At 68.2% G+C, this 27,000-nt stretch carries 20 protein-coding genes; 8 read left to right on the top strand and 12 right to left on the bottom strand.

The window, feature by feature from the left end:
- Window positions 1-73: 73 nt before the first annotated feature.
- From ACYVBS_RS14180 to ACYVBS_RS14160, 5 genes are all read right to left on the bottom strand, one after another.
- Window positions 74-3,529 (bottom strand): amidohydrolase family protein, encoded by a 3,456-nt coding sequence (locus tag ACYVBS_RS14180; RefSeq protein WP_460824399.1) that lies wholly within the window; start codon window positions 3,527-3,529, stop codon window positions 74-76.
- 140 nt (window positions 3,530-3,669) lie between these two features.
- Window positions 3,670-4,617, bottom strand: coding sequence for a DegV family protein (locus tag ACYVBS_RS14175; protein ID WP_460824397.1), 948 nt, complete (start codon window positions 4,615-4,617; stop codon window positions 3,670-3,672).
- Window positions 4,618-4,730: 113 nt separating this feature from the next.
- The gene (locus ACYVBS_RS14170; protein ID WP_460824396.1) at window positions 4,731-5,135 is read right to left on the bottom strand and encodes a DUF1761 domain-containing protein; all 405 of its coding nucleotides are present in this window, start codon (window positions 5,133-5,135) and stop codon (window positions 4,731-4,733) included.
- 120 nt (window positions 5,136-5,255) lie between these two features.
- Window positions 5,256-6,569 carry an amidohydrolase family protein gene (locus ACYVBS_RS14165; RefSeq protein WP_460824395.1) on the bottom strand — a complete coding sequence of 438 codons (1,314 nt, stop codon included), beginning with the start codon at window positions 6,567-6,569 and terminating at the stop codon, window positions 5,256-5,258.
- The gene (locus ACYVBS_RS14160; protein ID WP_460824393.1) at window positions 6,566-7,999 is read right to left on the bottom strand and encodes an amidohydrolase; all 1,434 of its coding nucleotides are present in this window, start codon (window positions 7,997-7,999) and stop codon (window positions 6,566-6,568) included. The genes ACYVBS_RS14165 and ACYVBS_RS14160 overlap by 4 nt, the downstream gene beginning before the upstream one ends.
- 147 nt (window positions 8,000-8,146) lie before the next feature.
- On the opposite strand from ACYVBS_RS14160, the gene ACYVBS_RS14155 reads away from it, so the two are divergent.
- Together ACYVBS_RS14155 and ACYVBS_RS14150 are read left to right on the top strand one after the other, a co-directional pair.
- On the top strand, window positions 8,147-8,923 hold the full coding sequence (locus ACYVBS_RS14155; RefSeq protein ID WP_460824392.1) for an AMP nucleosidase: 777 nt from the start codon (window positions 8,147-8,149) through the stop codon (window positions 8,921-8,923).
- 71 nt (window positions 8,924-8,994) lie between these two features.
- Window positions 8,995-9,531 (top strand): DUF924 family protein, encoded by a 537-nt coding sequence (locus tag ACYVBS_RS14150; RefSeq protein WP_460824471.1) that lies wholly within the window; start codon window positions 8,995-8,997, stop codon window positions 9,529-9,531.
- A 27-nt stretch (window positions 9,532-9,558) separates the two neighbouring features.
- On the opposite strand, the gene grxD is transcribed toward ACYVBS_RS14150, so the two are convergent.
- Entirely contained in the window at window positions 9,559-10,488 is a 930-nt protein-coding gene (gene grxD / locus ACYVBS_RS14145) for a Grx4 family monothiol glutaredoxin (protein ID WP_460824391.1), read from the bottom strand.
- An 87-nt stretch (window positions 10,489-10,575) separates the two neighbouring features.
- Between grxD and ACYVBS_RS14140 the strand changes: the two genes are divergently transcribed.
- A complete protein-coding gene (locus ACYVBS_RS14140; protein ID WP_460824389.1) occupies window positions 10,576-11,349 on the top strand; it encodes a polysaccharide deacetylase family protein in 774 nt (257 codons plus the stop codon).
- Window positions 11,350-11,368: 19 nt separating this feature from the next.
- Here ACYVBS_RS14140 and ACYVBS_RS14135 read toward each other — a convergent pair whose 3' ends face one another.
- Entirely contained in the window at window positions 11,369-12,001 is a 633-nt protein-coding gene (locus ACYVBS_RS14135; RefSeq protein ID WP_460824388.1) for an SGNH/GDSL hydrolase family protein, read from the bottom strand.
- A gap of 244 nt (window positions 12,002-12,245) precedes the next feature.
- A complete protein-coding gene (locus ACYVBS_RS14130) occupies window positions 12,246-13,499 on the bottom strand; it encodes a pyridoxal phosphate-dependent aminotransferase (protein ID WP_460824387.1) in 1,254 nt (417 codons plus the stop codon).
- A 193-nt stretch (window positions 13,500-13,692) separates the two neighbouring features.
- Between ACYVBS_RS14130 and rsgA the strand changes: the two genes are divergently transcribed.
- The 4 genes from rsgA to ACYVBS_RS14110 all read left to right on the top strand — a co-directional run bounded on the left by rsgA (window position 13,693) and on the right by ACYVBS_RS14110 (window position 20,105).
- Window positions 13,693-14,808: a ribosome small subunit-dependent GTPase A gene (gene rsgA, locus ACYVBS_RS14125; protein WP_460824386.1), complete on the top strand. Its 1,116-nt coding sequence runs from the start codon at window positions 13,693-13,695 to the stop codon at window positions 14,806-14,808.
- Between the two features lie 135 nt (window positions 14,809-14,943).
- Window positions 14,944-16,212 (top strand): flavohemoglobin expression-modulating QEGLA motif protein, encoded by a 1,269-nt coding sequence (locus ACYVBS_RS14120; RefSeq protein WP_460824469.1) that lies wholly within the window; start codon window positions 14,944-14,946, stop codon window positions 16,210-16,212.
- A gap of 104 nt (window positions 16,213-16,316) precedes the next feature.
- Window positions 16,317-17,615 carry a S41 family peptidase gene (locus ACYVBS_RS14115; protein ID WP_460824385.1) on the top strand — a complete coding sequence of 433 codons (1,299 nt, stop codon included), beginning with the start codon at window positions 16,317-16,319 and terminating at the stop codon, window positions 17,613-17,615.
- A 168-nt stretch (window positions 17,616-17,783) separates the two neighbouring features.
- Window positions 17,784-20,105 carry an NADP-dependent malic enzyme gene (locus ACYVBS_RS14110; protein ID WP_460824384.1) on the top strand — a complete coding sequence of 774 codons (2,322 nt, stop codon included), beginning with the start codon at window positions 17,784-17,786 and terminating at the stop codon, window positions 20,103-20,105.
- Between the two features lie 73 nt (window positions 20,106-20,178).
- Here ACYVBS_RS14110 and ACYVBS_RS14105 read toward each other — a convergent pair whose 3' ends face one another.
- The 3 genes from ACYVBS_RS14105 to ACYVBS_RS14095 are packed head-to-tail and all read right to left on the bottom strand — an operon-like array spanning window position 20,179 to window position 22,792.
- The gene (locus ACYVBS_RS14105; RefSeq protein ID WP_460824383.1) at window positions 20,179-20,541 is read right to left on the bottom strand and encodes a response regulator; all 363 of its coding nucleotides are present in this window, start codon (window positions 20,539-20,541) and stop codon (window positions 20,179-20,181) included.
- 2 nt (window positions 20,542-20,543) lie between these two features.
- The gene (locus tag ACYVBS_RS14100; RefSeq protein ID WP_460824382.1) at window positions 20,544-20,984 is read right to left on the bottom strand and encodes a response regulator; all 441 of its coding nucleotides are present in this window, start codon (window positions 20,982-20,984) and stop codon (window positions 20,544-20,546) included.
- Window positions 20,981-22,792 carry a sensor histidine kinase gene (locus ACYVBS_RS14095; protein WP_460824381.1) on the bottom strand — a complete coding sequence of 604 codons (1,812 nt, stop codon included), beginning with the start codon at window positions 22,790-22,792 and terminating at the stop codon, window positions 20,981-20,983. Before ACYVBS_RS14095 ends, ACYVBS_RS14100 begins: the two co-directional genes overlap by 4 nt.
- 229 nt (window positions 22,793-23,021) lie before the next feature.
- Between ACYVBS_RS14095 and aceE the strand changes: the two genes are divergently transcribed.
- The gene (gene aceE, locus ACYVBS_RS14090; protein WP_460824380.1) at window positions 23,022-25,712 is read left to right on the top strand and encodes a pyruvate dehydrogenase (acetyl-transferring), homodimeric type; all 2,691 of its coding nucleotides are present in this window, start codon (window positions 23,022-23,024) and stop codon (window positions 25,710-25,712) included.
- Between the two features lie 86 nt (window positions 25,713-25,798).
- Here aceE and ACYVBS_RS14085 read toward each other — a convergent pair whose 3' ends face one another.
- Window positions 25,799-26,509, bottom strand: a complete 711-nt coding sequence (locus tag ACYVBS_RS14085) for a hypothetical protein (RefSeq protein ID WP_460824379.1) — start codon at window positions 26,507-26,509, stop codon at window positions 25,799-25,801.
- Between the last annotated feature and the right edge of the window lie 491 nt (window positions 26,510-27,000).

Below are 27,000 nucleotides of genomic sequence, written 5' to 3'. Positions count from 1 at the left end.
GATCGCCTTTTGGATGCCACGGGTCCCGGCGCGGCGTAGCCGTCCGGGACCCGTGCGAGCGCCGGCGGGCGCGTCAGTCCAGATGCACGTGCGCGCCGTGGCCCTTCGGGCAATGGCACACCGCCGTCGGCCCGTACTCCAGGCCGAACGTCTGACCGTCGCGGTGACGCTGCCAGTAGAAGTTCGGCGCCTTCTCGCCCTGGTTGCCGACTTCGGCCATGTCCGCGTCCACGTCGAACAGGCGGCCATCGACCATCACGTAGCGGGTGTCGATGGTGGCGCGGATGTTCTCCAGCGGATTGGTGTTGAGCACCACCAGGTCAGCCTGTTTGCCAACTTCCAGCGAACCGATCTGCTTGCCGAGGCCGAGGTAGTCCGCGCCGTCGAAGGTCGCCGCGCGCAGCGCCTCGAAGTTGCTGAAGCCGCCCTGGGTCAGCATCCACGTCTCCCAGTTGGGGCTCAGCCCCTGCAGCTGGCCGTGGCCACCGACCTGGATCTTGACCCCGGCATCGCGCAGCTTCTTCGCCGACTTGGCCACCTCGATGTGCCAGTAATCCCAGTCCGGCGCGGTTTCGCGGCGGATGCTGCGCGCGTCCAGCGTCTCGCGCGGGAAGAAGCGGTTGAGCTTCTTGTCCTCCCATACGTTGTCGCGCGCGTACCACCAGTACTCGCCCGACAGGCCGCCGTAGCTCACCACCAGCGTCGGCGTGTTGCGCACGTCGGTTTGCGACCACAGCCCGATGACGTCCTTGTACAGCGGTGCCACCGGGATGTTGTGCTCAATGCCGGTCACGCCGTCCAGCACCATGGTCATGTTGTGGTGGAAGGTGCTGCCGCCTTCCTCCACCACCAGCATGCCCAGCTCGCGCGCGGCGGTGTTGATCTGCTGGCGCTGGTCGCGGCGCGGCTGGTTGTAGCTCTTCACCGAGAACGCGCCGTGTGCCTTCATACGGCGCAGGTGGCTGCGCGCATCGTCCAGCGAGTTGACCACGGCCTTGAAGTCGCCATCGGCGCCGTACAGGATCGTGCCGGTGGAGAACACGCGCGGACCGACCATCTTGCCGGCCTTCTGCAGCTCGCTCTCGGAGAACACGAACTCAGTCGTCGCCGACGGGTCGTGCATGGTGGTCACGCCGAAGGCGAGGTTGGTGTAGTAGGCCCAGTTCTGCTGCGGCACCACGCCCTGACCGAAGTGGGCGGCGTGCGCATGCGCGTCCACGTAACCCGGCACGATGGTCTTGCCGGCGGCGTTGATCACGCGTGCGCCTGCGGGCACGGCCACGCCAGCACCCACCGCCTCGATCACGTCGCCGCGCACCACCAGCGTGCCATTCTCGATCACTTCCTGGGTGTTCTCCGAATCGCGCATGGTCACGATGCGCGCGTTGGTGAATGCCACCACGTCACGCGGCTGGTCCACCGCCACCGTCAGGCCGACGGCAACGCCGCCATCGGTGGTCGGCTTCGGCAGGTCCTTCGGCGCGCCCGGCAGGAACGCGAACGCCTGGTTGAGCGGACGCGAGTAATAGCGGTCACCCACCATCCAGTGCAGTGACTTCGAGTCCGCCGACCAGTGCAGGTAGCTGCCCACGTCCGCGCTCACTGCGGTCACCGGCATCGCCTTGCTTTCCTTGGACAGTTCCACCGCCTTGCCAGTGGTGACCAGCGGCGCCACGTAAGCGTTGAACAACTCGGTGAACGCGACCCACTTGCCGTCCGGGCTGATGCTCACGCCATCGACGTACTTGAGGTCGTACACCTCGCGGGGCTCCTCGCCGTTGAGGCCCACCGACATCAGCTTCTTCTTCAGCCCACCGCCGGTGAGGAAATACACGCGCTTGCCGTCGGCACTGAACTGCGGCGACTCGCCGTTGTCAGACACGCGCACCGGCTTGCCGCCGCTGGCGGACATCACGTAGATACCCTTGTCACCCGACCACATCGAGCCGGTCAGGCCGCCGCCGCCAGTCTTGCTGTACACGATGCGCGAGCCGTCCGGCGAGAACCGCGGGCCGTAGTAGAAGCCCTTCTCCTGCGTCAGGCGCTTGCCCAGGCCGTTGCCGCCGGCATCGCGCACGTAGATCGCGCCCATGCCCGCATCCGACCAGGTGGTGTACAGCAGCTTGCGCCCGTCGGCGCTGAAACTGGGCTGGTATTCGTACACGCCGTCATTGCCAGTCAGGCGTTCGGGCTTGCCGTCGGGCAGGCGCTTGCGCCACAGCTGGCCCACGGCGTGGAAGATCAGCGTCTTGCCGTCGGCGCTGGTGGCCACGTCGCGGATCATCTTCGGCGCGAACGTGCCTTCGTCGATCTTCTGTTCGAAGCGCAGCGGCGCGGTGACGGTCTGCTCCACCTGTGCGGTGAAGGGGATGTTGGCCGCCTTGCCGCCGGACATGTCGACGCGCCACAGCTTGCCCTGCGCCCACACCACCACGGCCTTCGAATCCGGGGTCCAGTCGAAGTTGCTGTACGGGCCGAAGATCGCCCACGCCTCCTGCTGGTCGTGCGACAGGCCATTCCACACCGGGCGCGTTTCGCCGCTGGCCAGGTCGAGCACGTGCAGCACCGACTTGTCGCGGATGCGCTTCACGAAGGCGAGCGACTTGCCATCGGGCGACGGCTGCGGGCGGACCGCGCCGCCGGGTGTGGCGACCAGCGTGTCGATCTTGCCGGTCTCGCGGTCCAGGCGCTTGAGCGCGTAGATCACCGCATGCGGGTTCTTGTTGTACTGGAAGGTCGGGCCGGCGCTGACGTCCTCGGAGAAATACACGAAGCGGCCGTCCGGCGACACCGCCGGCTCGCCCAGGTCCTGCTGGTCGTTCTTCTGCTTGGTCAACTGCACGCCGCCGCCGCCACTGACGTGGTACATCCACAACTCACCCGCGCCGAGCGAGCGTTCGCCGGTGAAATGCTTGCGGCCGATCAGGAACTGTCCGTCCGGCGTCCACGCCGGGTTGTTGAGCAGGCGGAAGTCTTCCTTGGTTACCTGAGTGGCGTTGCTGCCGTCAGCGGCCATGCCCGACACCGGCACGCGCCACAGGTTGTTGCCGCCGCCGCGGTCGGAGGTAAACGCCAGCTCCTTGCCGTCGGGCGAGAAGCGCGGCTGCACGTCCCACGCCGGGCCGCTGGTCACGCGCGTGGCGGCGCCACCCGTGATCGGCATGCGGTACAGGTCACCGAGCAGCGAGAACGCGACCTGGCGGCCATCGGGCGAGACGTCCACGTCCATCCACGTGCCTTCGTCGGTCTCGAACCGCACCGGCTTGGTCTGGCCGTGTGCGGCGGTGATGTCCCACTTCTTCTTGTCCGCGTCTTCGCCGGGCTTCGTGCGCCCCTTGGCGGTCTGCGCCGGGGCCTTGGCCGGATCATTGCCGGCGGGATCGAGCGCGTCCTGCTCGAGTTGGACCTTGTCCTTGTCGGCCTGCTCCTTGGCCTGGGGTTGCGGCTGTTGCGCCCGGGCGGGCGCGGCCACGTGGAGGGAGATCGCGCTGGCGAGCGCGACGGCGAGCAGGCAACGGTTGGAGGTCATCGAAGAACCACGCAGGCGGGCAAAGCCCCCAGCCTACCGGGCGCGGCACCGCGTGGCTGTAGGAAGAAAGTCCCGGTTGCCGCCACGTGCGGCGCCGCATGGGGCCGCGCGTATCCGCGCGGCCATGCCAATACTTGGCCTTAGCCGGCGAACTTCTGGCCTTCCGCGGCGAAGCCCACGACCACCGCGCCCTTGCCGACGTTGACCATGCCCGTGAGGCTCATTACGCTTTCGAAGAATTCGACGTTGTGGGCGCGGCACGCCGCGCGCAGGTTCTCGTAGCCCGGCAGGCGATGCAGTTCCTGCAGGTCGCCGCCGTAGCTCATGCAGACCGTGGGCGTCAGCAACTCGCCGGCCTCCACGCGCTTGGCAACGTGTTCCAGGGTCTTCTGCACCGAGGGTTCGAAGCCCTTGATCTTGGCCACCGGGCCGGTCTCGCCGCGGTTGCAGTGCAGGATCGGTTTGATGTCCAGTGCGCTGCCCAGCGCCGCACTGAGCAGGCTGACGCTGCGGTCGCCCTTGGTGCGCGCGCGGTTGCGCAAGTAGTACAGGTCCGGCGGAATGAGGTAACCGTGCGTGTGCAGCGCGAGGTATTCCAAGCGCGCACGGATCTTGGGAGCACCTTCGCCCGCCGCCACCAGCCGGGTGGCCTCCACCGCCAGGATGCCCTGCGCCGCGAACAGGTTCTGCGTGTCGATCACGCGCAGCGCGAACGGCGTGTCGTGGCCGGCCGCGGCACGGATGGGCCGGTAGTCGTTGAGGATCGCGAAGCTGGCCTGGCTTGCGTTGTCGAAGATCGGGCTGCGCGACTTGGTGATCGTCATGCAGAACACGTAGTCGTAGTCGATGACCAGCTTCTTCAGGAACAGATCGTGGATCTGCTGCACGGTGAAGGGCATGGTCTCGGCTTCGTGGCCGCGGGCCGCCACGTGCGAGTGGAGGAACTCCAGGGTCGCCGACTCATCGCGATGGTCGGCCAATACCGCCTCGCCGATCCGCACCGTGATCGGCAGGATGGTGAAGTTGTGCTCATCAAGAAACGACTTCGGCAGGTCGCACGCCGAATCCACCACTAGGCCAATACGCATCTCTCCCCCCCCTTCTTGCTAGGCAATGCTTCTGTTAACGGCCGACTTTGCCCGGAGAATAGCGGGAAAACGTGCGTCCCATCACGGCCCGGTTTTGGGTCGTGAGACCGGGGTCAGTGCCAGGCGCCGAGGATCACCCCGATCAGGACGAACTGAACGATGTGATAGCCGCCATCGATCATCCACAGCTTCAGGCTGCGCTGCGAGAAGGCGTAATTGATGCCAAAGCTCATCGCGACAAAGAACACGCCCACCACGAAGCCGACACCGAAGCCGTCCACCGCCGTGGCGTTGGCGGGCAACATGGTCGCGAACACCGTGGCCGACAGCAGGGCGCAGACGATGGCGGTGGCGAAGATCCGTGCGGGATGGGCCGGCGCGGCGTCCGGATCGATGCCGGCTTCGCGGCACCAGGCCTTCTTGAACAGCGGGCCGTACCACAGGCCGCCCAGGACGAAGCTGGACGCGGTGGCGGCCAGGATGGCCAGCCAGTTGAGGTCGGTGGGCATGCCGGGCATGTCAGGCTCCTTGGACGGGGTGCGCCACGCTAGCAGGTCTGCTGCCGACGGCAAGCCGGCTGGGCCAGGAAGACCCCAGGAACGATGCAGGCCCCGGACACCGGGGCCTGCATCCCATCCTCAGCGGATGCCGCCCGCAGGCGGGTAGGCGCGCGGCAGTCCGCCCTGTTCGGCGGAGGGGACGCCGCGCAGGTAGCGGTCACGCAGCTCGGTCTGGCGGCTGCGCATCGGGATGGCCTTGCCGTCCATCCACACCTGCACCGCCACGCTGTTGACCTCCAGCGGGTCGCCGTTCCAGAGCACCAGGTCCGCGCGCTGGCCCGGGGCGATCCGGCCCAGTTGGTCGGCCACGCCAAAGGCTTCGGCGGGGACCCGGGTCAGGCCGGCCAAGCCGTCCTCCCAAGGCAGGCCCGCGGCCACGGCGTTGCCGGCCAGCTGGCGCATCTTGCGGGCGTGGTGCGACGCGTCGCCGGCTTGGGTGAAGCCCACCGGCACGCCGGCCGAGTGCAGCCGCGCTGCGTTCTCCATGCTGGCGCCAATCTGGTCGAAGTCCGCGGGCAGGTTGGCCAGCGGGTCCACGAACACCGGCACCTTGGCTGCGGCCAACTGCGGCGCCAGCTTCCACGCCTCGGTGCCGCCGGCCACGGCCACGCGCACCTTGTGGCGGCCGGCCCAGCGCAGCAACTGGCGGATGTCCGCCGCGCGGTGCACCTGCACCACGATGCGGCCGCCGCCGTCCAGGTAGCGCGCCAGCGCGGCACGGCCGGCCGGGGTCAGCAGGGCCGCGTGCGAATCCGGTCCGATGCGGCCACGAACCTCGTCAATCAGTTGGTCGAGGATCATCCACTGGCCGGCGCGCGACCCGCCGGTCAGGCCGGAAGCCTCGCCACCGAGCTTGACGAACAACACCTTCGGGCCGGCCGGGTCCGGCCCGCCATCCAGCCGCACCACCGCGCCTTGCCCGCCGATCAGCGAGCCGCCCTGGGTGGCATTGGCGCCCAGCAGGGTCCAGCCGATGCCTTCGATGCGGCTGACCGGAATCACCACCGATTCGGGGTTGAAGGCGAGGGTGACGTCGAACTCCGGACGCACCGACATCTCGCCGGCCTTGCCCAGCGCCAGCGCCTGGTCGACGGTCGCGCGTTCGCCCGACACTTCCTCCAGGCCAATCTCGGTGATGCCGGCGAACAGCGTGGGCGTCAGCGGGCGGCCTTGGGCGTCGATCACTTCGACGCCGGCCGGCGCCGACAGGCCCGCGCCCACGGCGCGCACCTTGCCACCGGTCACCAGTACGTCGGCATGCTGCAGCGTGCCCTGGGCGCCGGCGGTGTGGACCGTTGCGTTGCGGATCAGCAGGTTCTGCGCCGCGGCGCCGAAGGTGGCCAGCAGCAGGCCGGCGGCCAGCACGGAACGGGTGAGGGTACGGCGGCTCATCGGGCACCTCCGTCGGTCGCACCCTGGCCCAGCAGGAAGTCGGACCGGGGCTGTCGTGTCGGGTCGGCACGGTCGTACAGGCGCGTGCCGTCGATATAGACCTGTTCGGCCTTGGCGTACACGCTGAAGGGGTTGCCGTTCCACAGCACCACGTCGGCCATCTTGCCTGCCTCCAGCGTGCCGGTCTGGTCGAGGATGCCCAGCGACTTGGCGGCGTTCTGCGTCAGCCAGCGGATCGCATGCTCGGGCGCAATGTCCATGCCGGCGGCACGCGCATGGGCCATCACCTTGGCCGCTTCCTGGTTGAGGCGCTGGATGCCCTCACCGGAGTCGGAGTGGACGATGGCGCAGCTGCCGGCCGGGCGGTCGACCAGCGCGATGTTTTCCTGGATGCCGTCGAAGGCCTCCATCTTGAAGCCCCACCAGTCGGCCCACAGCGCACCACAGGTGCCTTCCTGCGCCAGGCGGTCGGCGATCTTGTAGGCCTCCACACCGTGGTGGAACGCGGCGACCTTGAAGCCAAACTCCTTGGCCAGGTCGAGCATGGTGGTCATCTCGTCCGCACGGTAGCAGTGGATGTGCACCATGATGTCGCCGTTGATGGCGCCGGCCAGCGTGTCCAGCTTGAGATCACGCTTGCCGCCGGTGTCCTTGTCGCTGTCGGCGCTGCCGTTGCTGCCTTCCCACCAGCGCTTCTTCTTCGCCGGCTTGGGTGCGTTCTTGCGCAGATATTCGCTGGCATCGATGAACGCCGCGCGGTAGCCGGCGACGTTGCCCATGCGCGTGGCCGGGCCGCCCTTGCCGCCATACACGCGCTTGGGGTTCTCGCCACACGCCATCTTCAGGCCCCACGGCGCGCCGGGGAATTTCATCGCCTGGTAGCTGGTAGCGGCTACATTCTTCAGGGTCACGCCGCGGCCACCGATCAGGTTGGCCGAGCCCGGCAGGATCTGCAGCGAGGTGACGCCGCCGGCCAGTGCCGTGGCGAAGCCCGGGTCCTGCGGCCACACCGAATGCTCGGCCCAGACCGCGGCGGTGACCGGTGCGGTCATCTCGTTGCCGTCGCTGTGGGACTGCGTGCCCGGGCTGGGGTACACGCCCAGGTGCGAGTGCACGTCGATGATGCCCGGGGTGACCCACTTGCCGGTGCCATCCACGCGGATGGCGTTGGCCGGTGCCTGCAGGCCGGTGCCCACCGCGGATACCTTGCCGTCCTGTAGCAGTACATCCGCGCCGTCCAGGCGCGAGCCGGTGCCGGTGAGCACGGTGGCATTGGTGATCAGCACCGGCGGCGCGGCAACCACGCGGTAGGTGCTGGGATACGGGTCGGCGACGAAGCGCGACTTGGGTGCCGTGGCAGCCAGCGCGTTGCCGCAGGCCAAGCTGGCGGCAAGCGCCGTGGCGAGCACGGCGTGGACGGGTATGGACATGGTGCGGATTTCCCCTGGACGGACGCGGGCCCGCGCGGATCGCGGGCCCGTTCCGCACCCTAGCCGGCGCCGACCGGGCTGCCAACCATGACGATGGTCATGCCCAGTGACAGAATGCGCAAAACACGACGACGCGACGAGGACTGGATGAAGGACAAGCAAGAGATCGTCGACAACTGGCTGCCCCGCTACACCGGCGTGCCCCTGGACGCCTTCGGCGAGCACATCCTGCTCACCAACTTCGGCGGCTACGTGCATACCTTCGCCCGGCTGACCGGTGCGGAGGTGGTGGGGCTGGACCGGCCGATGCCCAGTGCCACCGCCGACGGCATCACCATGATCAACTTCGGCATGGGCAGCCCCAACGCGGCGACCATGATGGACCTGCTCTCGGCCATCCACCCCAAGGCGGTGCTGTTCCTCGGCAAGTGCGGCGGGCTCAAGCGCAAGAACCTGCTGGGTGACCTGGTGCTGCCGATTGCCGCCATCCGCGGCGAGGGCACCAGCGACGACTACCTCCCCGCGCAGGTGCCCGCGCTGCCGGCGTTTGCCCTGCAGCGTGCGGTGTCGACCATGATCCGTGACCTGGGCCACGACTACTGGACCGGCACGGTCTACACCACCAACCGCCGCGTGTGGGAGCACGACGAGGCGTTCAAGGAACGGTTGCGCGCGATGCGCTGCATGGCCATCGACATGGAAACCGCAACCATCTTCGCGGCCGGTTTCGCCAACCGCATTCCCAGTGGGGCGCTGCTGCTGGTGTCCGACCAGCCGATGATCCCGGAAGGGGTGAAGACCGAGGCCAGCGACGCCAAGGTCAGCGCCGAGTACGTCGAGAACCACATCCAGGTCGGCATCGAGGCACTGAAACTCATCCGCCGCAACGGCAAGTCGGTGCGGCACCTGCGTTTCGACGAATAAGGCTCGCCATGCACGACCAGCACAATGAAACGGGCATGGCGGCAGCTGCCGCACAGGACGGGGGCGGCCTGATGACCGCGGCCGCGGTGCTCGCCTTCTGGCGCGACGCGGGGCCCGCCCGCTGGTTCACGCGCAGCGAGGCGTTCGATCGCGACTGCGAGACGCACTTCCTGGCCGCGCACCATGCGGCGGCAAGACGCGAAATGGAATCGTGGATGGCGGAACCGGAAGGCGCGTTGGCGCTATTGATCCTGCTCGACCAGATTCCGCGCAACGTCTTCCGGGACAGTGCCCATGCCTACGCGACCGATCCGCTGGCCCGGCATTACGCGCAGCGCGCGATCGCGGCGGGGTTCGATCGCGCGGTTGAACCGGCGCTGCAGGTGTTCTTCTACCTGCCGTTCGAGCACGCCGAGGAGCTCGACGACCAGCGGCGCTCGCTGGAACTGCACGGGCGGCTGGCCGGCGATGACGCTGATCACTGGGCGCGAGTGCACCTGGAGATCATCGAGCGGTTTGGCCGCTTCCCGCACCGCAACGCGGTGCTGGGCCGCACCACCACCGCCGAGGAACGGGCGTTCCTCGACGCCGGCGGGTTCAGCGGCTGAGCCGGGCGCGCCGAGCGCGCCGGAGACTCAGTAGCGACCGATGCTGGGGTCCACTTCGGCGGCCCACGCGTCGATGCCACCGGTCACGTTGAACAGCTTGGTGAAGCCCAGGCCGCGGAAGTGCTCCGCTGCCTGCTGGCTGCGGCCACCGTGGTGGCACAGGAACGCCAGCGGGGTGTCCTTCGGGAGCGCTTCCAGTTCGGCGCGGCCGTTGTCGTCGAAGGTCGAGAACGGCTCACGCACCGAGGCCATCATCCGCTCGTCGAACGGGCGCACGTCCACCAGCGTCAGCGTGCCGTCGGCAACCTGCGCCGCGACGTCGGCCGGCGACAGTTCGCGCACCTTGGCAGGGGCATTGGGGTTGTCGATCACCAGGCCGCGGCCGCGGGCGTCGTCCACCCAGTCGATGCTCAGGCCTTCGGCGCGACGCGCGCTGGCCAGGTCGAACTGCGCGCGGATTCCCTCCTGCTCCACCGCGATGGCGTTGGTGTCTGCCGGCGCCAGCTGCAGGCGCGCATTGAAGCGCGGATCGACTTCGATCTGCAGGGCGTAGCCTTCGCCCGCGTTGGCCACTGCCTCGCGCAGCATCTGCGCGGCGGCCGGGGTGATGGTGATGCTCGGCGGGGTGCGGTCGGGCTGGGCCAAGCCCAGCACGGAGTACAACTCGCCGGAGTTGACCATCTGCTCGATGATGTCGCTGCCGCCGACCAGCTCACCGCCGATGTACAGCTGCGGGATCGTCGGCCATTCGCCGTAGACCTTGATGCCCTCGCGGATCTCCGGGTCGGCCAGCACGTTGACGTGCGCATAGTCCACGCCGACGGCCGACAGCGCGCCGACAGCCTTGGCCGAGAACCCGCATTGCGGCGCGCTCGGCTCGCCCTTCATGAACAGGACGATGTTGTTGGCGGCCAGCAGCGATTCGATGCGGGCGCGCAGGGCGGGGTCGAGCGACATGGCGGAATCCATCAGGCGGGGGGAATACGCCATTTTACGCCGTGCGGTGCTGCAGGGGCGGTGAACCGGCATGCGATCATTTGACCCATGTCAGCCACCGCACTGCACCGTCCGCCCACCTTCCCGCACCTGTGGCTGCTGTGGTTTGGCGCCGCACAGGTGCTGTTGGTGGTGCTGTGGTGGCATTGGGGCTGGAGGGCAATGCTCCCGGTGTGGCTGGTCAGCCATGGGCTGCTGCTGTGGGGTACCTTCCGCCCCGGTTCGCGGGTGCTGGGGCCGGTGCTGACCCGGTTGCCCACGCGCGAGCGCGTGGTGTGGCTGACCATCGACGATGGGCCGTCCGCCGAGACCCCGACCATCCTCGATCTGCTGGATGCGCATGGCGCCAAGGCAACGTTCTTTTTGGTCGGCGCGCGCGCGTTGGCGCAACCCGCGCTGGTGCGCGAGATCGTGCGCCGCGGCCATGGCATCGGCAACCACAGCATGAGCCACCCGGCGGCGTGGTTCTGGGCGCTGGGCCCGTCGCGCATGCGCCATGAAGTGGAGCGGTGCCAGCGCGTGCTGACCGACGTCGCCGGGCATCCGCCGCGCTGGTTCCGTGCGGTGGTGGGCATGGCCAATCCGTTCGTGTCCGCCGCGCTGAAGGCCCAGGGACTGACGCGCGTGGCGTGGAGCGCGCGAGGCTACGACGGGGTGGTCGCCGACCCCGAACAGGTGGTGGCGCGGATCGAGCGCGACCTGGCGCCCGGCGCGATTGTGCTCATGCACGAAGGCGCGCCGCACGGGCGCAACGTGGCCATGCTGGAACGGTTGCTGCAGCGGCTTGCCGCCCACGGCTACCGCACGATGCTGCCCGAGTAACGAGGGGCGCCGGCGCCGCTCAGTCGTTCGCCAGCAATTCCCGTGCGGCGGGCAGTGCGAGTTTGGCCCATTCGTCGTACATCGCCGCCGAGGGGTGCAATCCATCAACCGCCAGCATCGCCGCCTCGCCGCCGCGCTGGCGGTTGATGTCGGTGATGTCGACGAAGGCGACGCCACGCGACTCGCATGCGGCGCGTGCGCAGGCGTTGTAGTCGTCCAGTTCGCGTGCCACCTGCGTGCGGTCGCGGCCCTGTCCGACGGCAAACGGGGTTACGCCCCAATCCGGGATCGACAGCACCAGTACCCGGTCGGCGCGCCCGCGCGCATGGCGCACCGCGCGCTCCAGCAGTTCGCCAAACTCGCCGGCGTAATCGGTGCAGCTGCGCCCGCGGTACTGATTGTTGACCCCGATCAGCAGGCTGACGAAGTCGTACTCCTCCAGCGGCGGCTGTGCCAGGTCCATCGCCGTCATCAGCTCGTCGGTGGTCCAGCCGGTGGTCGCGATGGTGCGCGGAAATTCCAGCGGCACGCCCTGCTCGCGAAGCGCCAACGTCAGGCGCACGGGCCAGCGTTCGCCCGGGGCCACGCCTTCGCCGATGGTGTAGCTGTCGCCGAGGGCCAGGTAGGTCAGGGCGTTGGGGTCAGTGGCCATGTTGGGTTCCGGCGCAAGGGTGGACGGGGAGACCGGCGGCAGTGGCAGTCGCCACGACCGTGTGGCCGCAGGCGAACGCCGGTGGCATTTGCCCACTCGCCCAGATTACGTCGCGCGCGACCGGGTCGTCATCATGCCGCTCCCACCGGGCAGTCTTCAGCCGGCAGCCGTCAGCAGGTGGCCTTTACCAGTTAGCCCTCATCGGACCGCCCTCATCGGGCAGTCCGGATGCGTCAGGCCGTCTTCAGGCAATGGCGCGCAGTTGCTGCCCCTGGGCGCGCTCAGCATGACGGTCCAGCACGCGCTCAATGCGGCTGAACACCTCGCGCACCTCTGCCGGTTCCGGCAGCAGGGTCACGCGGAAGTGGTTGCGGTAGGGCACGTTGAAGCTGGAGCCCGGCACTACCAGTACGTCCTCGGTTTCCAGCAGCTCCAGCGCGAACCGGTGGTCGTCGAAGCCCTGCGCCGCCGCGCCAACCACGCCGGGGAAGGCGTACAGCGCGCCGGCCGGCCGGACCAGCGACAGGTGCTTGCTGGCCGCCACCGCCTCGACCACCGCGCGGCGTGCCTCATACAGGCGCCCGCCCGGCTGGCACAGCGGGGTGATGGTGTCCTCGCCATGCAGTGCCGCGTCGATGGCGAACTGGCCCGGCACGTTGGCGCACAGGCGCAGCGCGCCCAGCAGGTCCATGGCGTGGTGGTAGTCGCCGCTGGCCAGCGGGTCGCCGGACAGCACCGCCCAGCCCACGCGCCAACCGCAGGCGCGGTGCACCTTCGACAGCCCACCGAACGACAGGCACGGCGTCTCGCCCGCCAGCGGCGCGATCGGTTCGAACTGCGCCCCGTCGTAGGTGATGGAGTCGTAGATCTCGTCGGCCATGATCAGCAGGCCATGCTTGGCCGCGATGGCGACAATCTGCTGCAGCAGCTCGCGCGGGTACACCGCGCCGGTGGGGTTGTTGGGGTTGATCAGCACGATCGCGCGGGTGCGCGAGGACACCAGCGATTCGATCTCCTCCGGGTCCGGCAGGAAGCCGTTTTCCGGCAGGCAGCTGTAGTACACCGGGCGGCCGTCGTTGAGGATGGTCGCTGCGCTCCACAGCGGGTAGTCGGGCGAGGGCAGCAGCACTTCGTCGCCCGGGTTGAGCAGCGCGCGCAGCGACAGGTCGATCAGCTCGCTGACGCCGTTGCCGATGAACACGCGCTCGGGCGAGGCGTTGGGCGTGCCGCGCTCCTTGTAGAAGCGGGCCACGGCCTCGCGCGCCGCGGGCAGGCCCTGCTGGTGGGTGTACGGGTCGGTGTGCGCGATCTGGTCGGCGATGGCGCGCTGCAGGTGTTCCGGCGCACGGAACCCGAACGCGCCCGGGTTGCCGATGTTGAGCTTGATCTGCTTGCGTCCCTGGGCCTCCAGCTCGCGGGCTCGCCGGGCCAGCTCTCCGCGGATTTCGTAGCGGACTTCGGAAAGGCGGTCGCGGGTCTTCAGGCTGGCGGGGGACATTGCGGGGCGGGATCGTGAGGGGGGAAGGCCAGATTAGCGGAAATTTTTCCGAAAAAGTGTGCCTTCGCGGCAGATTTTGCCGTGAACATGGCGTTTGTCACGACGGTTTTGGGTGGTTGCAGCCGTCGGGGCCCCCAGCGATCGCTCCGCGGCTGGTCTAGAATCGCGCCATGCCCACCCGCGCCCGCACCGTTTGAACCCTGACATCACCGCCCTGCAGGCGATCGGCTGGCCCGTGGCCGCCGACGGCCTGCCGGAGCCCGTGGCGTGGCGCGATGCCTTGGCCGCCCATCCCCAGGCCCGCCCCGTCCGGGTGGTGGAGCAGCACCGCAGCGGCTACGTGGTCGCCGACGGCCCGGTGCGCACCTTCGGCGTCGAGTCCCTGCCGGAATGGCAGCGCCCGCGCTTCCCGCCCGAGCAGCGCGCCGGCGTGGGCGACTGGGTGCTGATCGAGGACCTCGCCAACCACAAGCCGCAGATCGTGGCGCTGCTGCCGCGCCGCACCAGCATCAAGCGCGGCGCCGCCGGCGAGCACTACCGCCAGCAGCTGATCGCCGCCAACGTGGACACCGTGTTCGTGGTCTGCGGCCTGGACCTGGACTTCAACCCGCGCCGCATCGAGCGCTACCTGCTGCTGGTGCGCGGCGGTGCCGAGCCGGTGGTGGTACTGACCAAGGCCGACCTGGCCGCGGCCGACCCCACCACCGCGCCCGAGGCCGATGCCACCCGCGCCATGCTGGCCGAGCAGGGCGTGGCCGTGTGCACGGTCAACGCCAAGGACCCCGCCAGCGTGGCCCAGCTCGCCCCGTGGCTGCACCCCGGGCGCACGGTGGTGCTGGTCGGCTCCTCGGGCGCCGGCAAATCCACCGTGACCAACACCCTGCTGGGCGAGGAACGGATGAAGACCGGCGCGGTGCGTGCGCACGACTCGCGCGGCCGCCACACCACCACCTACCGCGCGCTACTGCCGCTGCCTTCGGGCGCCTGCCTGATCGACACCCCGGGCATGCGCGAGCTGAAGCCCACCGGCGAAGAAGACGTGGCGGAGAACTTCGCCGACGTCGAGGCGCTCGCGGCGGCGTGCAAGTTCCGCGACTGCCGCCACGGCAAGGAGCCGGGCTGCGCGGTGCAGGCGGCCATGGCGGCGGGCACGCTCGACGCCCAGCGCTTCGCCAACTACCTCAAGCTCAGTGGCGAAGTCGCGGGCGCGGCCAACCGGCTCGCCAACCGCCGCGCGCAGAAGGCCGAGGAAAAGGTGCTGGGCAAAGCGCTCAACAAGCGGCTGGACCACAAATACGGGCGCCACTGAGCGCGCATTCCTGCATTCGGCCCGCATCCGCACCGCACTGCGCCCGTGAGCCCACCCGTCCGCGCTGCGACCAGTGGCTGGTCCGGGAGCGCCCTTGGGCTTGACGCCCTCGCGGCAAAGGCCGACAACGGACCGGTGGATACCGCCCACTTTCCGCCCGAAGTCCACCACCACGCCGCCCTCGACGCGCGGCTGGTCAAGGCCGCCAAGGGCATCCGCATCCTGGCGATGGCCAGCTGGCCGGCCGGCGAGGAGATGCGTTTTCTCGAAGCCCACGCCCGCGGCCAGCATTACCTGCCGCACATCGAGTACGCACACCGCGACTTCACCGAGACTCGCCACGAGCTGGACCGGATCGCCGAGGAGGCCGACGAGAGCCATCCGCTGGGCCAGTACCTGGCCGAGTCGGCGCGCAGCTGGTGCACCGCCGCGGCGATGATGGAAGCACTGGGCACCGACGAAGTCACCGGCCACTCGCTGGAACTGTACGGCGGCCCGGCCGAGGCCTTGCCGGGCAACGGCCCCACCACGCGCGAAGCGGCCCACCACTTCATCGAAATCGCCAACGAACTCGACCGTGAGTTGATGGCCCCGAGCGAGCATGTCGAGATCTCCGCCACCGCGCTGCAACTGCAATTGCAGCGCGACCTGGACGACTTCTTCGACGGCCGCATGATTGACGTGGTGCTGGACCCGGACCTGATCGCCAAGGCTGCTGCCGGCGCCACTCGCATCCGCCTGCGCCACGGCGCCGCGTTCCGCGACTACGATCGCCAGCAGTTGCTGCAGCACGAGGCGTTCGTGCACTCGTTGACCGCGCTCAACGGCCGCCACCAGACCGTGCTGCCCAGCCTGTCGCTGTCCTCGCCGCGCATCACCGCCACGCAGGAGGGGCTGGCGACGTTCGCCGAGCAGATCACCGGCAACATCGACATCGGCCGCATGAAGCGCATCAGCCTGCGCATCGAAGCGGTGGCGATGGCGCTGGACGGCGCCGACTTCATCCAGGTGTTCCACTATTTCCTCGCCGCCGGGCAATCGGCGGAGGACAGCTTCGCCTCGGCGCAGCGCGTGTTCCGCGGCGTGCCCACGACCGGTGGCCACGCCTTCACCAAGGACACCGTGTACCTGCGCGGGCTGGTGGACGTGCACACCTTTTTCCGCTGGGCGCTGCGCCAGCAGAAGCTGCACCTGTGCCGCTGGCTGTTCGCCGGCAAGATGACCCTGGCCGACGTGCAACGTTTCGAGCCGTTGTTTGACACCGGCATCCTGCAACCGCCGCACTGGCTGCCGCAGTGGGTCGCCCGCGCCAATGGCCTGGCGGGGATGCTCGCGTTCTCGCTGTTCGCCAACAAGATCCGGCTCGACCGGATTCCGGACGGCGCGGGCTTCCAGGACGCGTGAACGCAGCGTCGCGCTCGTGGGCGCGATTACCTTGCATCCCCGCTGCAACGGCTAGACCCCACCGCGTATCTCCTCCCAGCACACCACTGCTCAAGGAAAGCCGCATGCGCCGCACCCACGCCCCCGCCTTCGCCGGACTGGCCCTGGCCCTGTTGTCGTTGCTTCCGACCAGTCAGGCGCGCGAGTCGCCGCGCATGCAGGTCGACGGCGTCGCCCGTTCGATCGAGCAGCACTATTTCGACGAGGCGCGAGGTCGCAGCATCGCCGCCGGCCTGCGTGCCGCGGCAGCGCGCGGCGAGTTCGACAAGCTGCGCAATGCGCACGAGTTGGCCTCGGCGCTCAGCACCCGGCTGGAGCCGTTTGATCGGCATTTCCGTGTGCGCTGGGAGGCGACGCAGTCGGCACAGCCGACGACGGCAGACGTGCCACCAGCGCCGGGCGCGGCGCCGCAGGCGGCACCGCGCGACAACCATGGCGTGCGTCGGGTCGAGGTGTTGCCGGGCAACCTCGGCTACCTCGACCTGCGCGGCTTTGCCGGCTTCGAGTTCGGGGCGCCGGACCAGCCGGCGCGCAAGGCGATCGACGCGGCGCTGCAGCTGCTGTCCGGGACCGACGCGCTGATCATCGACCTGCGCGACAACGGCGGCGGCGCGCCGCAGATGGTCGGCTACCTCAGCAGTGCCTTCGTCAAGCCGGGCGCGGACATCTTCAACACCTTCCGCGGACGCGACCGCACCATGAGCGAGGCACCGCTGGACTGGCACCCGCAACCGCGCCTGGGCGCGCCGGTGTTCGTGCTGACCAGCGGACGCACGGCTTCGGCAGCCGAGGCCTTCGCCTACACACTGCAGAGCGCCGGCCGCGCCACCGTGGTCGGCGAGACGACCAGCGGCGCGGCCAATCCCGGCGCCGAAGTCGACGCCGGCCACGGCTTCAGCGTGTTCGTCTCCTTCGCCACCCCGATCAACCCGATCACCAAGGCCAACTGGGAACGGCGCGGCGTGACCCCGGACGTCGCCGCGACGCCGGCCGAGGCGCTGGCCACCGCCCGGCGCCTGGCGCTGGAAGCGGTGCTGGCCAAAGGTCTGGCGCCGGACGCGGCCACCGACACGCGCTGGGCACTCGAAGCGCTGCAGGCGGAAACCGCGCCTTCGCCCGTCCGAGCTGGCGACTATGTTGGCGGCTATGGGGCGCTGGCCATCGCCGAAGCGGCCGGGCGCCTGGTGTTGGCGCAGGGCCGACGGCCGCTGCGCGCACTGCTGCCGCTGGGCGGGGACCGGTTCGCGATGGTGGAAAACCCGAGCCAGCACCTGGTGTTCGAGCGCGATGCCACCGGCAAGGTGGTCGCGCTGGAGTCGCGGTGGTCGGATGGCACCCTCACGCGTCATCGCCGCGGCGAGTGAGGCCACGACGCGGGGCCGGCGCGTGGCGTGCCGGCCCCCGGGCCGCTTCCAGCATGCGTGCCCGAAGCGGCGGCTTTCCACGATCCATGGCCGTATTGTGGGTTCGTGTCGGGTAGGGGCCACCCGGTGGAGCTAGAATCGAGCGTCCACCCGCACCACGCAGGAACCATGTCCAACCACGACGACCTCAAGCAGGCGGCCCTCGACTACCACCGCCTGTCTCCTCCCGGCAAGATCAAGGTCACCGCCACCAAGCCGATGGTGACCCAGCGCGACCTCGCGCTCGCCTATTCGCCGGGCGTGGCCTATGCCTGCGAGGCGATCGTCGAAGACCCCACCACCGCCAGCGACTACACCGCGCGCGGCAACCTGGTGGCGGTGATCAGCAACGGCACCGCTGTGCTGGGCCTGGGCGACATCGGCCCGCTGGCCGGCAAGCCGGTCATGGAAGGCAAGGGCGTGCTGTTCCAGAAGTTCGCCGGCATCGACGTGTTCGACATCGAAGTGGACGAACGCGACCCCGACAAGCTGGTCGACATCATCGCCTCGCTGGAGCCGACCTTCGGCGGCATCAACCTCGAGGACATCAAGGCCCCCGAGTGCTTCATCGTGGAGCGCAAGCTGCGCGAGCGGATGAAGATCCCGGTGTTCCACGACGACCAGCATGGCACCGCCATTATTGTTGGCGCCGCGGTGCTCAACGCGCTGGAAGTGGTGGGCAAGGACATCGGCAGCGTCAAGGTCGCCACCACCGGCGCCGGCGCGGCCGGCATCGCCTGCCTGGACATGCTGGTCGCGCTGGGCGTGCGCAAGGAAAACATCACCGCGTTCGACCGCGACGGCGTGATCTACACCGGCCGCGAAGGCCTGGACCCGGACAAGGCGCGCTACGCCCGCGACACCGCCGCCCGCAGCCTGGCCGAGATTGTCGACGGCGCCGACGTGTTCCTCGGCCTCTCGGCCGGCGGCATTCTCAAGCCGGAGATGGTCGCGACGATGGCCGACAAGCCGGTCATCCTGGCGCTGGCCAACCCGCACCCGGAGATCCTGCCGGAGGACGCCAAGCGCGTGCGTCCGGACGCGGTGATCGCCACCGGCCGCTCCGACTACCCGAACCAGGTCAACAACGCGGTCTGCTTCCCGTACATCTTCCGCGGCGCACTGGACGTGGGCGCGACCACCATCAACGAGGCCATGAAGCTGGCATGCGTGCGCGCCATCGCCGGCATCGCGCGGATGGAGGCCTCCGACCTGGGCAGTGCCTATGGCGGTGAAATGCCCACGTTTGGTCCAGACTACCTGATCCCGCGCCCGTTTGACCCGCGCCTGCTGGTGATGCTGGCCCCCGCCGTGGCGAAGGCCGCGATGGAGTCGGGCATCGCCACCCGCCCCATCACCGACATGCGCGCCTACGAGGAAAAGCTGGGCCAGTTCATCCATCGCACCGGCCTGATCATGAAGCCGGTGTACGACCGCGCGCGCAGCGACAAGCAGCGCGTGGTCTACGCCGAGGGCGAGGAAGAGACGGTGCTGCGCGCGGTGCAGACGGTGATCGACGAGGGCCTGGCCCACCCGATCCTGATCGGCCGCCCCGACGTGATCGAGAGCCGCATCCAGCGCCTGGGCCTGCGCATGCGCCCCGGCGTGGACGTCGAGCTGACCAACATCAACGACGACCCGCGCTTCAACGACTACTGGCAGTCGTACCACGCACTGACCGAACGCCGTGGCGTGACGCCGGCGGCGGCCAAGAACCTGCTGCGCTCGCGGCCGACGCTGATCGCCGCGTTGATGGTTGAACGCGGCGAAGCCGACGCGATGATCTGCGGCCTGGTCGGGCGCTTCCACAAGAAGCTGGGTTACCTGCGCAGCGTGTTCGACTTCGACCGTGGCGTGCAGGGCACGGCGGCGATGACCGGCGTGATCAACGATAAGGGCGTGTGGTTCTTCCTCGACACCCACGTGCAGGTGGACCCCAGCGCCGAGCAGATCGCCGAGGCCACGCTGCAGGCGTCGTACCGCCTGAAGCTGTTCGGCATCGAGCCGAAGGTGGCGCTGCTGTCGCACAGCAACTTCGGCAGCCACGACAACCCATCGGCGGCGAAGATGCGCAAGGCCTACCAGCTGATCAAGGCGCGCGTGCCCAAGCTGGAGATCGACGGCGAGATGATGGCCGACACCGCGTGGGACGACGAGCTGCGCCACCGCGTGTTCCCCAACACCACGCTCAAGGGCCGTCCCAACTTGTTCGTGATGCCCAACCTGGACGCGGCCAATATCACCTACAACATGACCCGGGTGATGACCGATGGCGTGGCCATCGGCCCAATCCTGATGGGCTTGGACAAGCCGGCGCACATCCTCACCCCGGCCTCGTCGGCGCGGCGCGTGGTCAACATGACCGCGATCGCGGCGGTGGATGCGCAGATCCGCAAACAGCGCGAGGTGCCGGACCGGCGCCCGCCGTTCCACCCGCAACCGACCGACTGACGGCCCGCGTGCGGGCCCGCGCGTCGCGGGCCCGTGCCGCCCGCGCCCGTTCCATCACGGGCCCAAGGTCGGGTCAGGCCAACAGGCGGCCGATCAGTGCGGGCAGCGTGTCCAGCTGGTCCTTGAGCACCAGCGCATCCGCATCGCCCAACGCCTGCTCACCCAGCCAGCCGGTGACGAAGACGAAGGGCAGCTGGGGCGCGGCGGCACGCACCATCTCCAGTGCGCGCTCGCCGGAGAAACCCGGGATGTTCAGGTCCGACAGCACGACGCCGGCGGCAAAGCCGGCCAGCGCCTCTTGCAGGCCCGCCTCGGTGTAGACGCGCAGGCACTCCACCACCATGCCGCCGTCTTCCAGCGCAAAGCGCAACAACTCGGCATCGTCGGCCGAGTCGTCGACTACCAGCACGCGCAGCGGCGCCGGAACAGCACTCATGCTTATTCCGGGTCGGGCACTTCGTTGAGCACGGCCCAGAAGCGGCCCAGCGTCTTCACGGCGTTGAAGAACTGGTCCGAATCCACCGGCTTCACCACGTAGGCATTCACGCCCAGGTCCCAGCTGCGGGCCAGGTCGCTTTCCTCACGCGAGGAGGTGAGCATCACCACCGGCAGGCGGCGCAGCCGCTCGTCGGCGCGCAGCTGCTGCAGCACCTCCAGGCCGTCCACCTTGGGCATCTTGATGTCCAGCAGCAGTACCGCCGGGTCGCCGCCGTTGCGGCCGGCATACTTGCCGCGCGCAAACAGGTAGTCCAGCGTGTCCGCGCCGTCCTGCACGTGCACGATGGGATTGGCGAGGTTCGCGTCGCGGAGCGCGTCGATCGCCATCTCCGCGTCGGCCGGGCTGTCTTCGGCCAGCAGGATGGATCGGATGAAAGTCATGTGCGCGGCTCCGTGATGAGGGTGGTGTCGTTACTGGGCGGAAGTGTAAAGAAGAAAGCTGAACCCTGGCCCGGCGTGGATTCGGCCCAGATGCGGCCGCCGTGACGCGACAGGACGCGACGGACGCTGGCCAGGCCAATGCCGGTGCCCTGGAATTCGGCATCCGAATGCAGGCGCTGGAACACGCCGAACAGCTTGCCGGCGTAGGTCATGTCAAAGCCCACGCCATTGTCGCGTACTTCGAAGCGGTGCGTGCCGTCGTCCTGGCGCGCGTAATGCACCTCGATGCGCGCCGGCTCGGCGTGCATGCTGTACTTCACCGCGTTGCCCAGCAGGTTGAGCCACACCTGGCGCAGCATGTTGTCGTCGCCCACCACGATGGGCAGCGGCGCCATGTGCCACTCCACGCGGTGCTCCGGTGCGTCCTGCTGCACGTTGGCGTCCAGCATGGCGCGCACTTCGTCGACCATGGACTGCAAGTCCACCGGCTGCAGGCGCAGCGCGCTGCGGCCCAGGCGCGAGTACACCAGCAGGTCGTCGATCAGCTGCGACATGCGCTTGGCCGAACTGGAGATGATGCCCAGGTAGTGCCGCGACTTCTCGTCGTTGCGGTCGCCCAGGTGGCGCTCCAGCTTGTCGGCGAAGCCGCTGATGTGGCGCAGCGGTGCACGCAGGTCGTGCGAAACGGAGTAACTGAACGCCTCCAGCTCGCGGTTCACGTCAGAGACCTGCTCGATCTTGCCTTCCAGCTGGCGGTTGAGCTCGCGCACGTGGACTTCGGCCACCTTCTGCGCGGTGATGTCGCTGGCGATGATCAGCGCCACCTGGTCGTCGCTGTCGGGCAGGAACATCTTGCGGGCGTTGATCAGCATGGTGCGCTCCACGCCATCGGCCGTGGTCTGCACCTGCTCGTAGTCCCACAGTTCGCGGCCGCGGGCCAGTACGTCACCCAGGCGCTGCAACGTGCCCGGGTGCTTCCACGCGCCGCCCCCCAGTTCGACCAGGGGTTGGCCCTGCGTGACCATGTCCTTTACCCCGTACAACTCGGCGAAGGCCGCGTTGTGCATGACCACGTTGAGGTTGCCGTCCACCAGCACGATCGGCTCGCGCACGGTCTGCAGCACCGCCTGGGCGCGGGCGTGCGCCTTGCGCGACTCCAGTTCGGCCTCCAGGCGCTTGGCCAGCTGGCGCCGCGAGAAGTACACCACCAGGCCCAGCATCAGCAGCTGCGCGATGACCGCGCCGAAGGCCAGCGCGCGGGCGCGGTCGCGCTCGCGTTCCGCCGCCAGCATCCGCTGCTCCAGCAGCGTCTCCTCGGTATCGATGATGGCCTTGCCCAGTTCCCGGATGGGATGCCGGGACGCCAGCGCCCGCAGATCCAGCGGGCTGGCCTTGCCGGGGGGCACGGCAATGATCCGGCCGACCAGCTCCTCGCGCAGGGCCGCCGCGGCCATCAGCTGGCCAATGCGGCGTTGCTGGTCGGGGTTGTCGCGGGTCAGTTTGGCGACCTTCTCCAGCCCGCGCGGCAACTCCTGCTTGCTCTCGGACAGGCGGGCGCGCACCAGCGGGGTGTCATAGCCGGCGCCATACGCGGTGGCGGCCGATTCCCGGTTGCGCAGGTGGTACATCAGCGCCTGCACCTCGGCGCCCACCACCGCGGTATGGCTGACGGCCGCCGAGCGCGCCGCCACTTCCTGCTCCGCGGCCCGCAGCAGCAGGTACGGCCCAATGACGATCAAAAGCACAGTCGCCAGGAGCACGGGCAACGGCCAGATTGGCGCGACATCCAGACGTTGCGATTCGGGCATGGGGCTTCCGGGGACGGGCTAGCGCGCGAGCATACCCGGGTCGGCGCCCATGTCGTGTCAACGCCGTCCACACGGGGCTGTCCGCCCCCACGGATGCATACGTATTCGTACGGCCCAGGCCCGCCCTGCGACTGATGTCGGTCAAGCCTGCGCCACGGGGGTGGGCTAGAATCCGGACTCTAATTACCTGATCAAGCGGGCCGGCAGGGGCCGCCCGTACGGAGCGGACATGAGCCAGACCCCCCACACCGACCTCGCCCGCGACCTCGACCCGACCGAAACCCAGGAATGGGTGGAGTCCGTCCAGGCCGTCATTGCCCGTGATGGCGCCGATCGCGCCCACCAGCTGCTGGAAAGCGTGGTCGAAGTCACTCGCCGCGCCGGCGCCCACCTGCCGTTCGCGCCGACCACCGAGTACATCAACACCATCCCGCCGCACATGGAGGCCAAGAGCCCCGGCGACCACGCGATGGAGCAGCGCATCCGCTCGATCATCCGCTGGAACGCGATGGCCATGGTGGTGCGTGCCAACCGCAAGCCCGGTGACCTGGGCGGCCACATCGCCAGCTTCGCCTCGGCGGCCACGTTGTACGACGTGGGCTTCAACCACTTCTGGCGCGGCCCCGAGGGCGACCATCCGGGCGACCTGGTGTGCGTGCAGGGCCACAGCTCGCCGGGCATCTACGCCCGTGCCTTCCTGGAAGGCCGCATCAACGAGTCGCAGCTGGATGCCTTCCGCATGGAAGTGGACGGACGCGGCGTGTCGTCGTACCCGCACCCGTGGCTGATGCCGGACTTCTGGCAGGTGCCCACCGTGTCGATGGGCCTGGGCCCGATCAGCGCCATCTATCAGGCGCGCAACTGGAAGTACCTGGAAGGCCGCGGCCTGATGCCCAAGAGCGACCGCAAGGTGTGGTGCTTCATGGGGGACGGCGAGTGCGACGAGCCCGAGAGCCTGGGCGCCATCTCGGTGGCCGGCCGCGAAGGCCTGGACAACCTGGTCTTCGTCATCAACTGCAACCTGCAGCGCCTGGACGGCCCGGTGCGCGGCAACGGCAAGATCATCCAGGAGCTGGAAGGCCAGTTCCGCGGCGCCGGCTGGAACGTCATCAAGACCATCTGGGGCAGCTACTGGGATCCGCTGCTGGCCCGCGACACCACCGGCAAGCTGCGCCAGCTGATGATGGAAACCGTCGACGGCGAGTACCAGAACTGCAAGGCTTTTGGCGGCAAGTACACCCGCGACAACTTCTTCGGCAAGTACCCGGAGACGGCCGCGCTGGTGGCCAACATGAGCGATGACGACGTGTGGCGCCTCAACCGCGGCGGCCACGACCCGCACAAGGTGTACGCGGCCTACCACCAGGCCACGCAGACCAAGGGCATGCCCACCGTGATCCTGGCCAAGACGGTCAAGGGCTATGGCATGGGCAAGGCCGGCGAGGCGCTGAATCCCACGCACGGCACCAAGAAGATGGGCGACGACGACGTCCGCTACTTCCGTGACCGCTTCAACATCCCGGTGACGGACGCGCAGCTGGCCGACGGCGCCATCCCGTTCTTCCACCCGGGCGAGAAGTCGCCGGAAGTGGAATACCTGACCGAGCGCCGCCGCGCGCTGGGCGGCTTCCTGCCGCAGCGCCGCCGCAAGGCCAGCACCGCGCTGGAAGTGCCGGCGCTGGAGACCTACGACCGCCTGCTCAAGAGCACCGGCGAGCGCGAGATCAGCACGACGATGGCGTTCGTGCAGTTCCTCAACATGACCCTGCGCGACAAGCAGGTGGGCCCGCGCTGCGTGCCGATCGTGGCCGACGAAGCGCGCACCTTCGGCATGGAAGGCCTGTTCCGCCAGATCGGCATCTACGCGCCGCACGGGCAGAAGTACAAGCCGGTGGACCGCGACCAGCTGATGTACTACCGCGAGGACTCCGCGGGGCAGGTGCTGGAGGAAGGCATCACCGAGGCCGGTGCGTTCTCGTCGTGGCTGGCCGCCGCGACCAGCTACAGCACCAACGACCTGCAGATGCTGCCGTTCTACATCTATTACTCGATGTTCGGCTTCCAGCGCATTGGCGACAGCGCGTGGCAGGCGGCGGACATGCGCGCGCGCGGCTTCCTGCTGGGTGCCACTGCCGGCCGCACCACGCTCAACGGCGAAGGCTTGCAGCACGAGGACGGCCACAGCATGGTGCAGGCGGGGCTGATCCCCAACTGCCGCAGCTACGACCCCACCTTCAGCTTTGAAGTGGTGACGATCATGCAGTACGGCATGCAGCGCATGCTGGCCGAGCAGCAGGACGAGTACTACTACGTCACCCTGATGAACGAGAACTACCCGCACCCGGACATGCCCGAGGGCAGCGCCGAGGGAATCATCAAGGGCATGTACCTGCTGCAGGGCAACGGCAAGCCCAAGAAGGGCGAGCTGCGCGTGCAGCTGATGGGCAGCGGCACCATCCTGCGCGAGGTGATGGCCGGGGCCGAACTGCTGGACAAGGACTTTGGCGTGACCGCTGACATCTGGTCGTGCCCCAGCTTCAACGAGCTGGCGCGCGACGGCGTGGACGCCATCCGCTGGAACCGCCTGCACCCAGAGGCCGAGCAGCGCAAGCCGTACATCACGCAGTTGCTGGAAGGCCGCCAGGGCCCGGCGATTGCCGCCACCGACTACATCCGCGTGTACGCCGACCAGGTGCGCGAGTTCGTGCCGATGCGCTACAGCGTGCTGGGCACGGATGGGTTTGGCCGCAGTGACACGCGTGCGAACCTGCGCCGCCACTTCGAGGTGGATCGCTTCCACATCGCGCACGCGGCGATTGCCGCGCTGGCGGCGGAAGGGAAGATGACGGGGAAGGATGTGGCTCGGGCAATCAAGCAGTACAAGATTGATGTGGAGAAGATCAATCCGTTGCAGGCTTGAAGTTTTCAGGGTGAGTTAAATGAAAAAAAGGGCGGCCATTGGCCGCCCTTTCTTTTGACCGTTTTCGGCCAACAGCGGTCATACGGTCAGTACCCCTGAATTACAGCTCGCGTCGCGTTATGGCCGCGCAGAGGTTCATCTGTGGCGCGCTTGATCAATGTGGACAACACACCGATGGCGCTCTCCAGCGATTCGTAGTTCGTTGAGGGGTGGTAAATCCAACTGGCCCGGGCATAGCCCCCCGTTCCGTTCGGAATCAGCCAGACCTCACGAGGACGCTTCTGAGCCGAAATCGCGGCCTCGTCGGACTTGCACCCCTCGGTAATGTGGCTCCAGAGTTGCGCTCCAAGCACTAAGACAACGTCGGGCTGCAGCTTTTCAGCCATTTCGGTCAACGCCCGCTGACCGTCCAACCACTGTTGGCGACTAGGGCGGGTACGCGCGCGTTCTCCCACGAGGGCCTGCACGAAGTTTGCGTATGCCGCCCTTCGCCAAGCTGCAGCAGAGCCCAGTTGGGTCACCTTGACGTCGCGGGCGAGTATCCGTGGAAGCTTGCGGAAGAACTGACTGTCCCCGTCAATGTCGTAGGACTCGTTCAAGTAGTCCTGGAACCAATACTGAGTACAGTCCCTGCCGAAGCCTTCCGCGGCGGAATCGTCGCCATAGTGGGACTCACCAAGCAGTAGGACTCGGACATCGGAAACAAGTCCATCGTCATACTCCGGACCGACCAGCGGAATGAAATGCACCGCGTTTGACCATGCCGATTCAAGTGCCAGCGGATGCTTGGGCTTCATGCTGCTCATCGATTAGAACTCGTAGCTCTGCGCAGGCACGCCACGATAGCTCACTGTGACCTTGGCCACACTGCAAGCGCATGCATCGCAGATCCCGAAGATCCAGCGACGCATCGAGAAGTTTGCCGACGAAAGTATTCTTTCGCAGAGGACACACTCCTGTCCAGCAACGGAATGGTGCACAGGAGTGTCGGCCACAGAATTCGCCACTTCTGCCAACTTGACTCTAAGTTGCTCAATGCACCGAGTGCAGATCAGAGCGCGAAATCCAACATGGACCTCCGTATCGCTGGCACCGCAGAACGAGCAGGGTGGTCTAGTCGTCATGAAGGAACTCGGATGTGGTTTAGTCCATGCACTCTACGAACGTCCCATCTCAGTAGTTGAGATGGGACTGACCTGCCCCCGCTGTTAGGGCCACGAGCTACTTCGTAGAGTCCAAGGTTGCGAGCTTATCGCTCGATGGGTGGGTTGCAAGGGTGCCGCTCTCT

Source organism: Lysobacter olei, from assembly GCF_054777355.1.
Note: the sequence above shows the minus strand (reverse complement) of the source record. Positions and strands in the feature narration are given on the sequence as shown.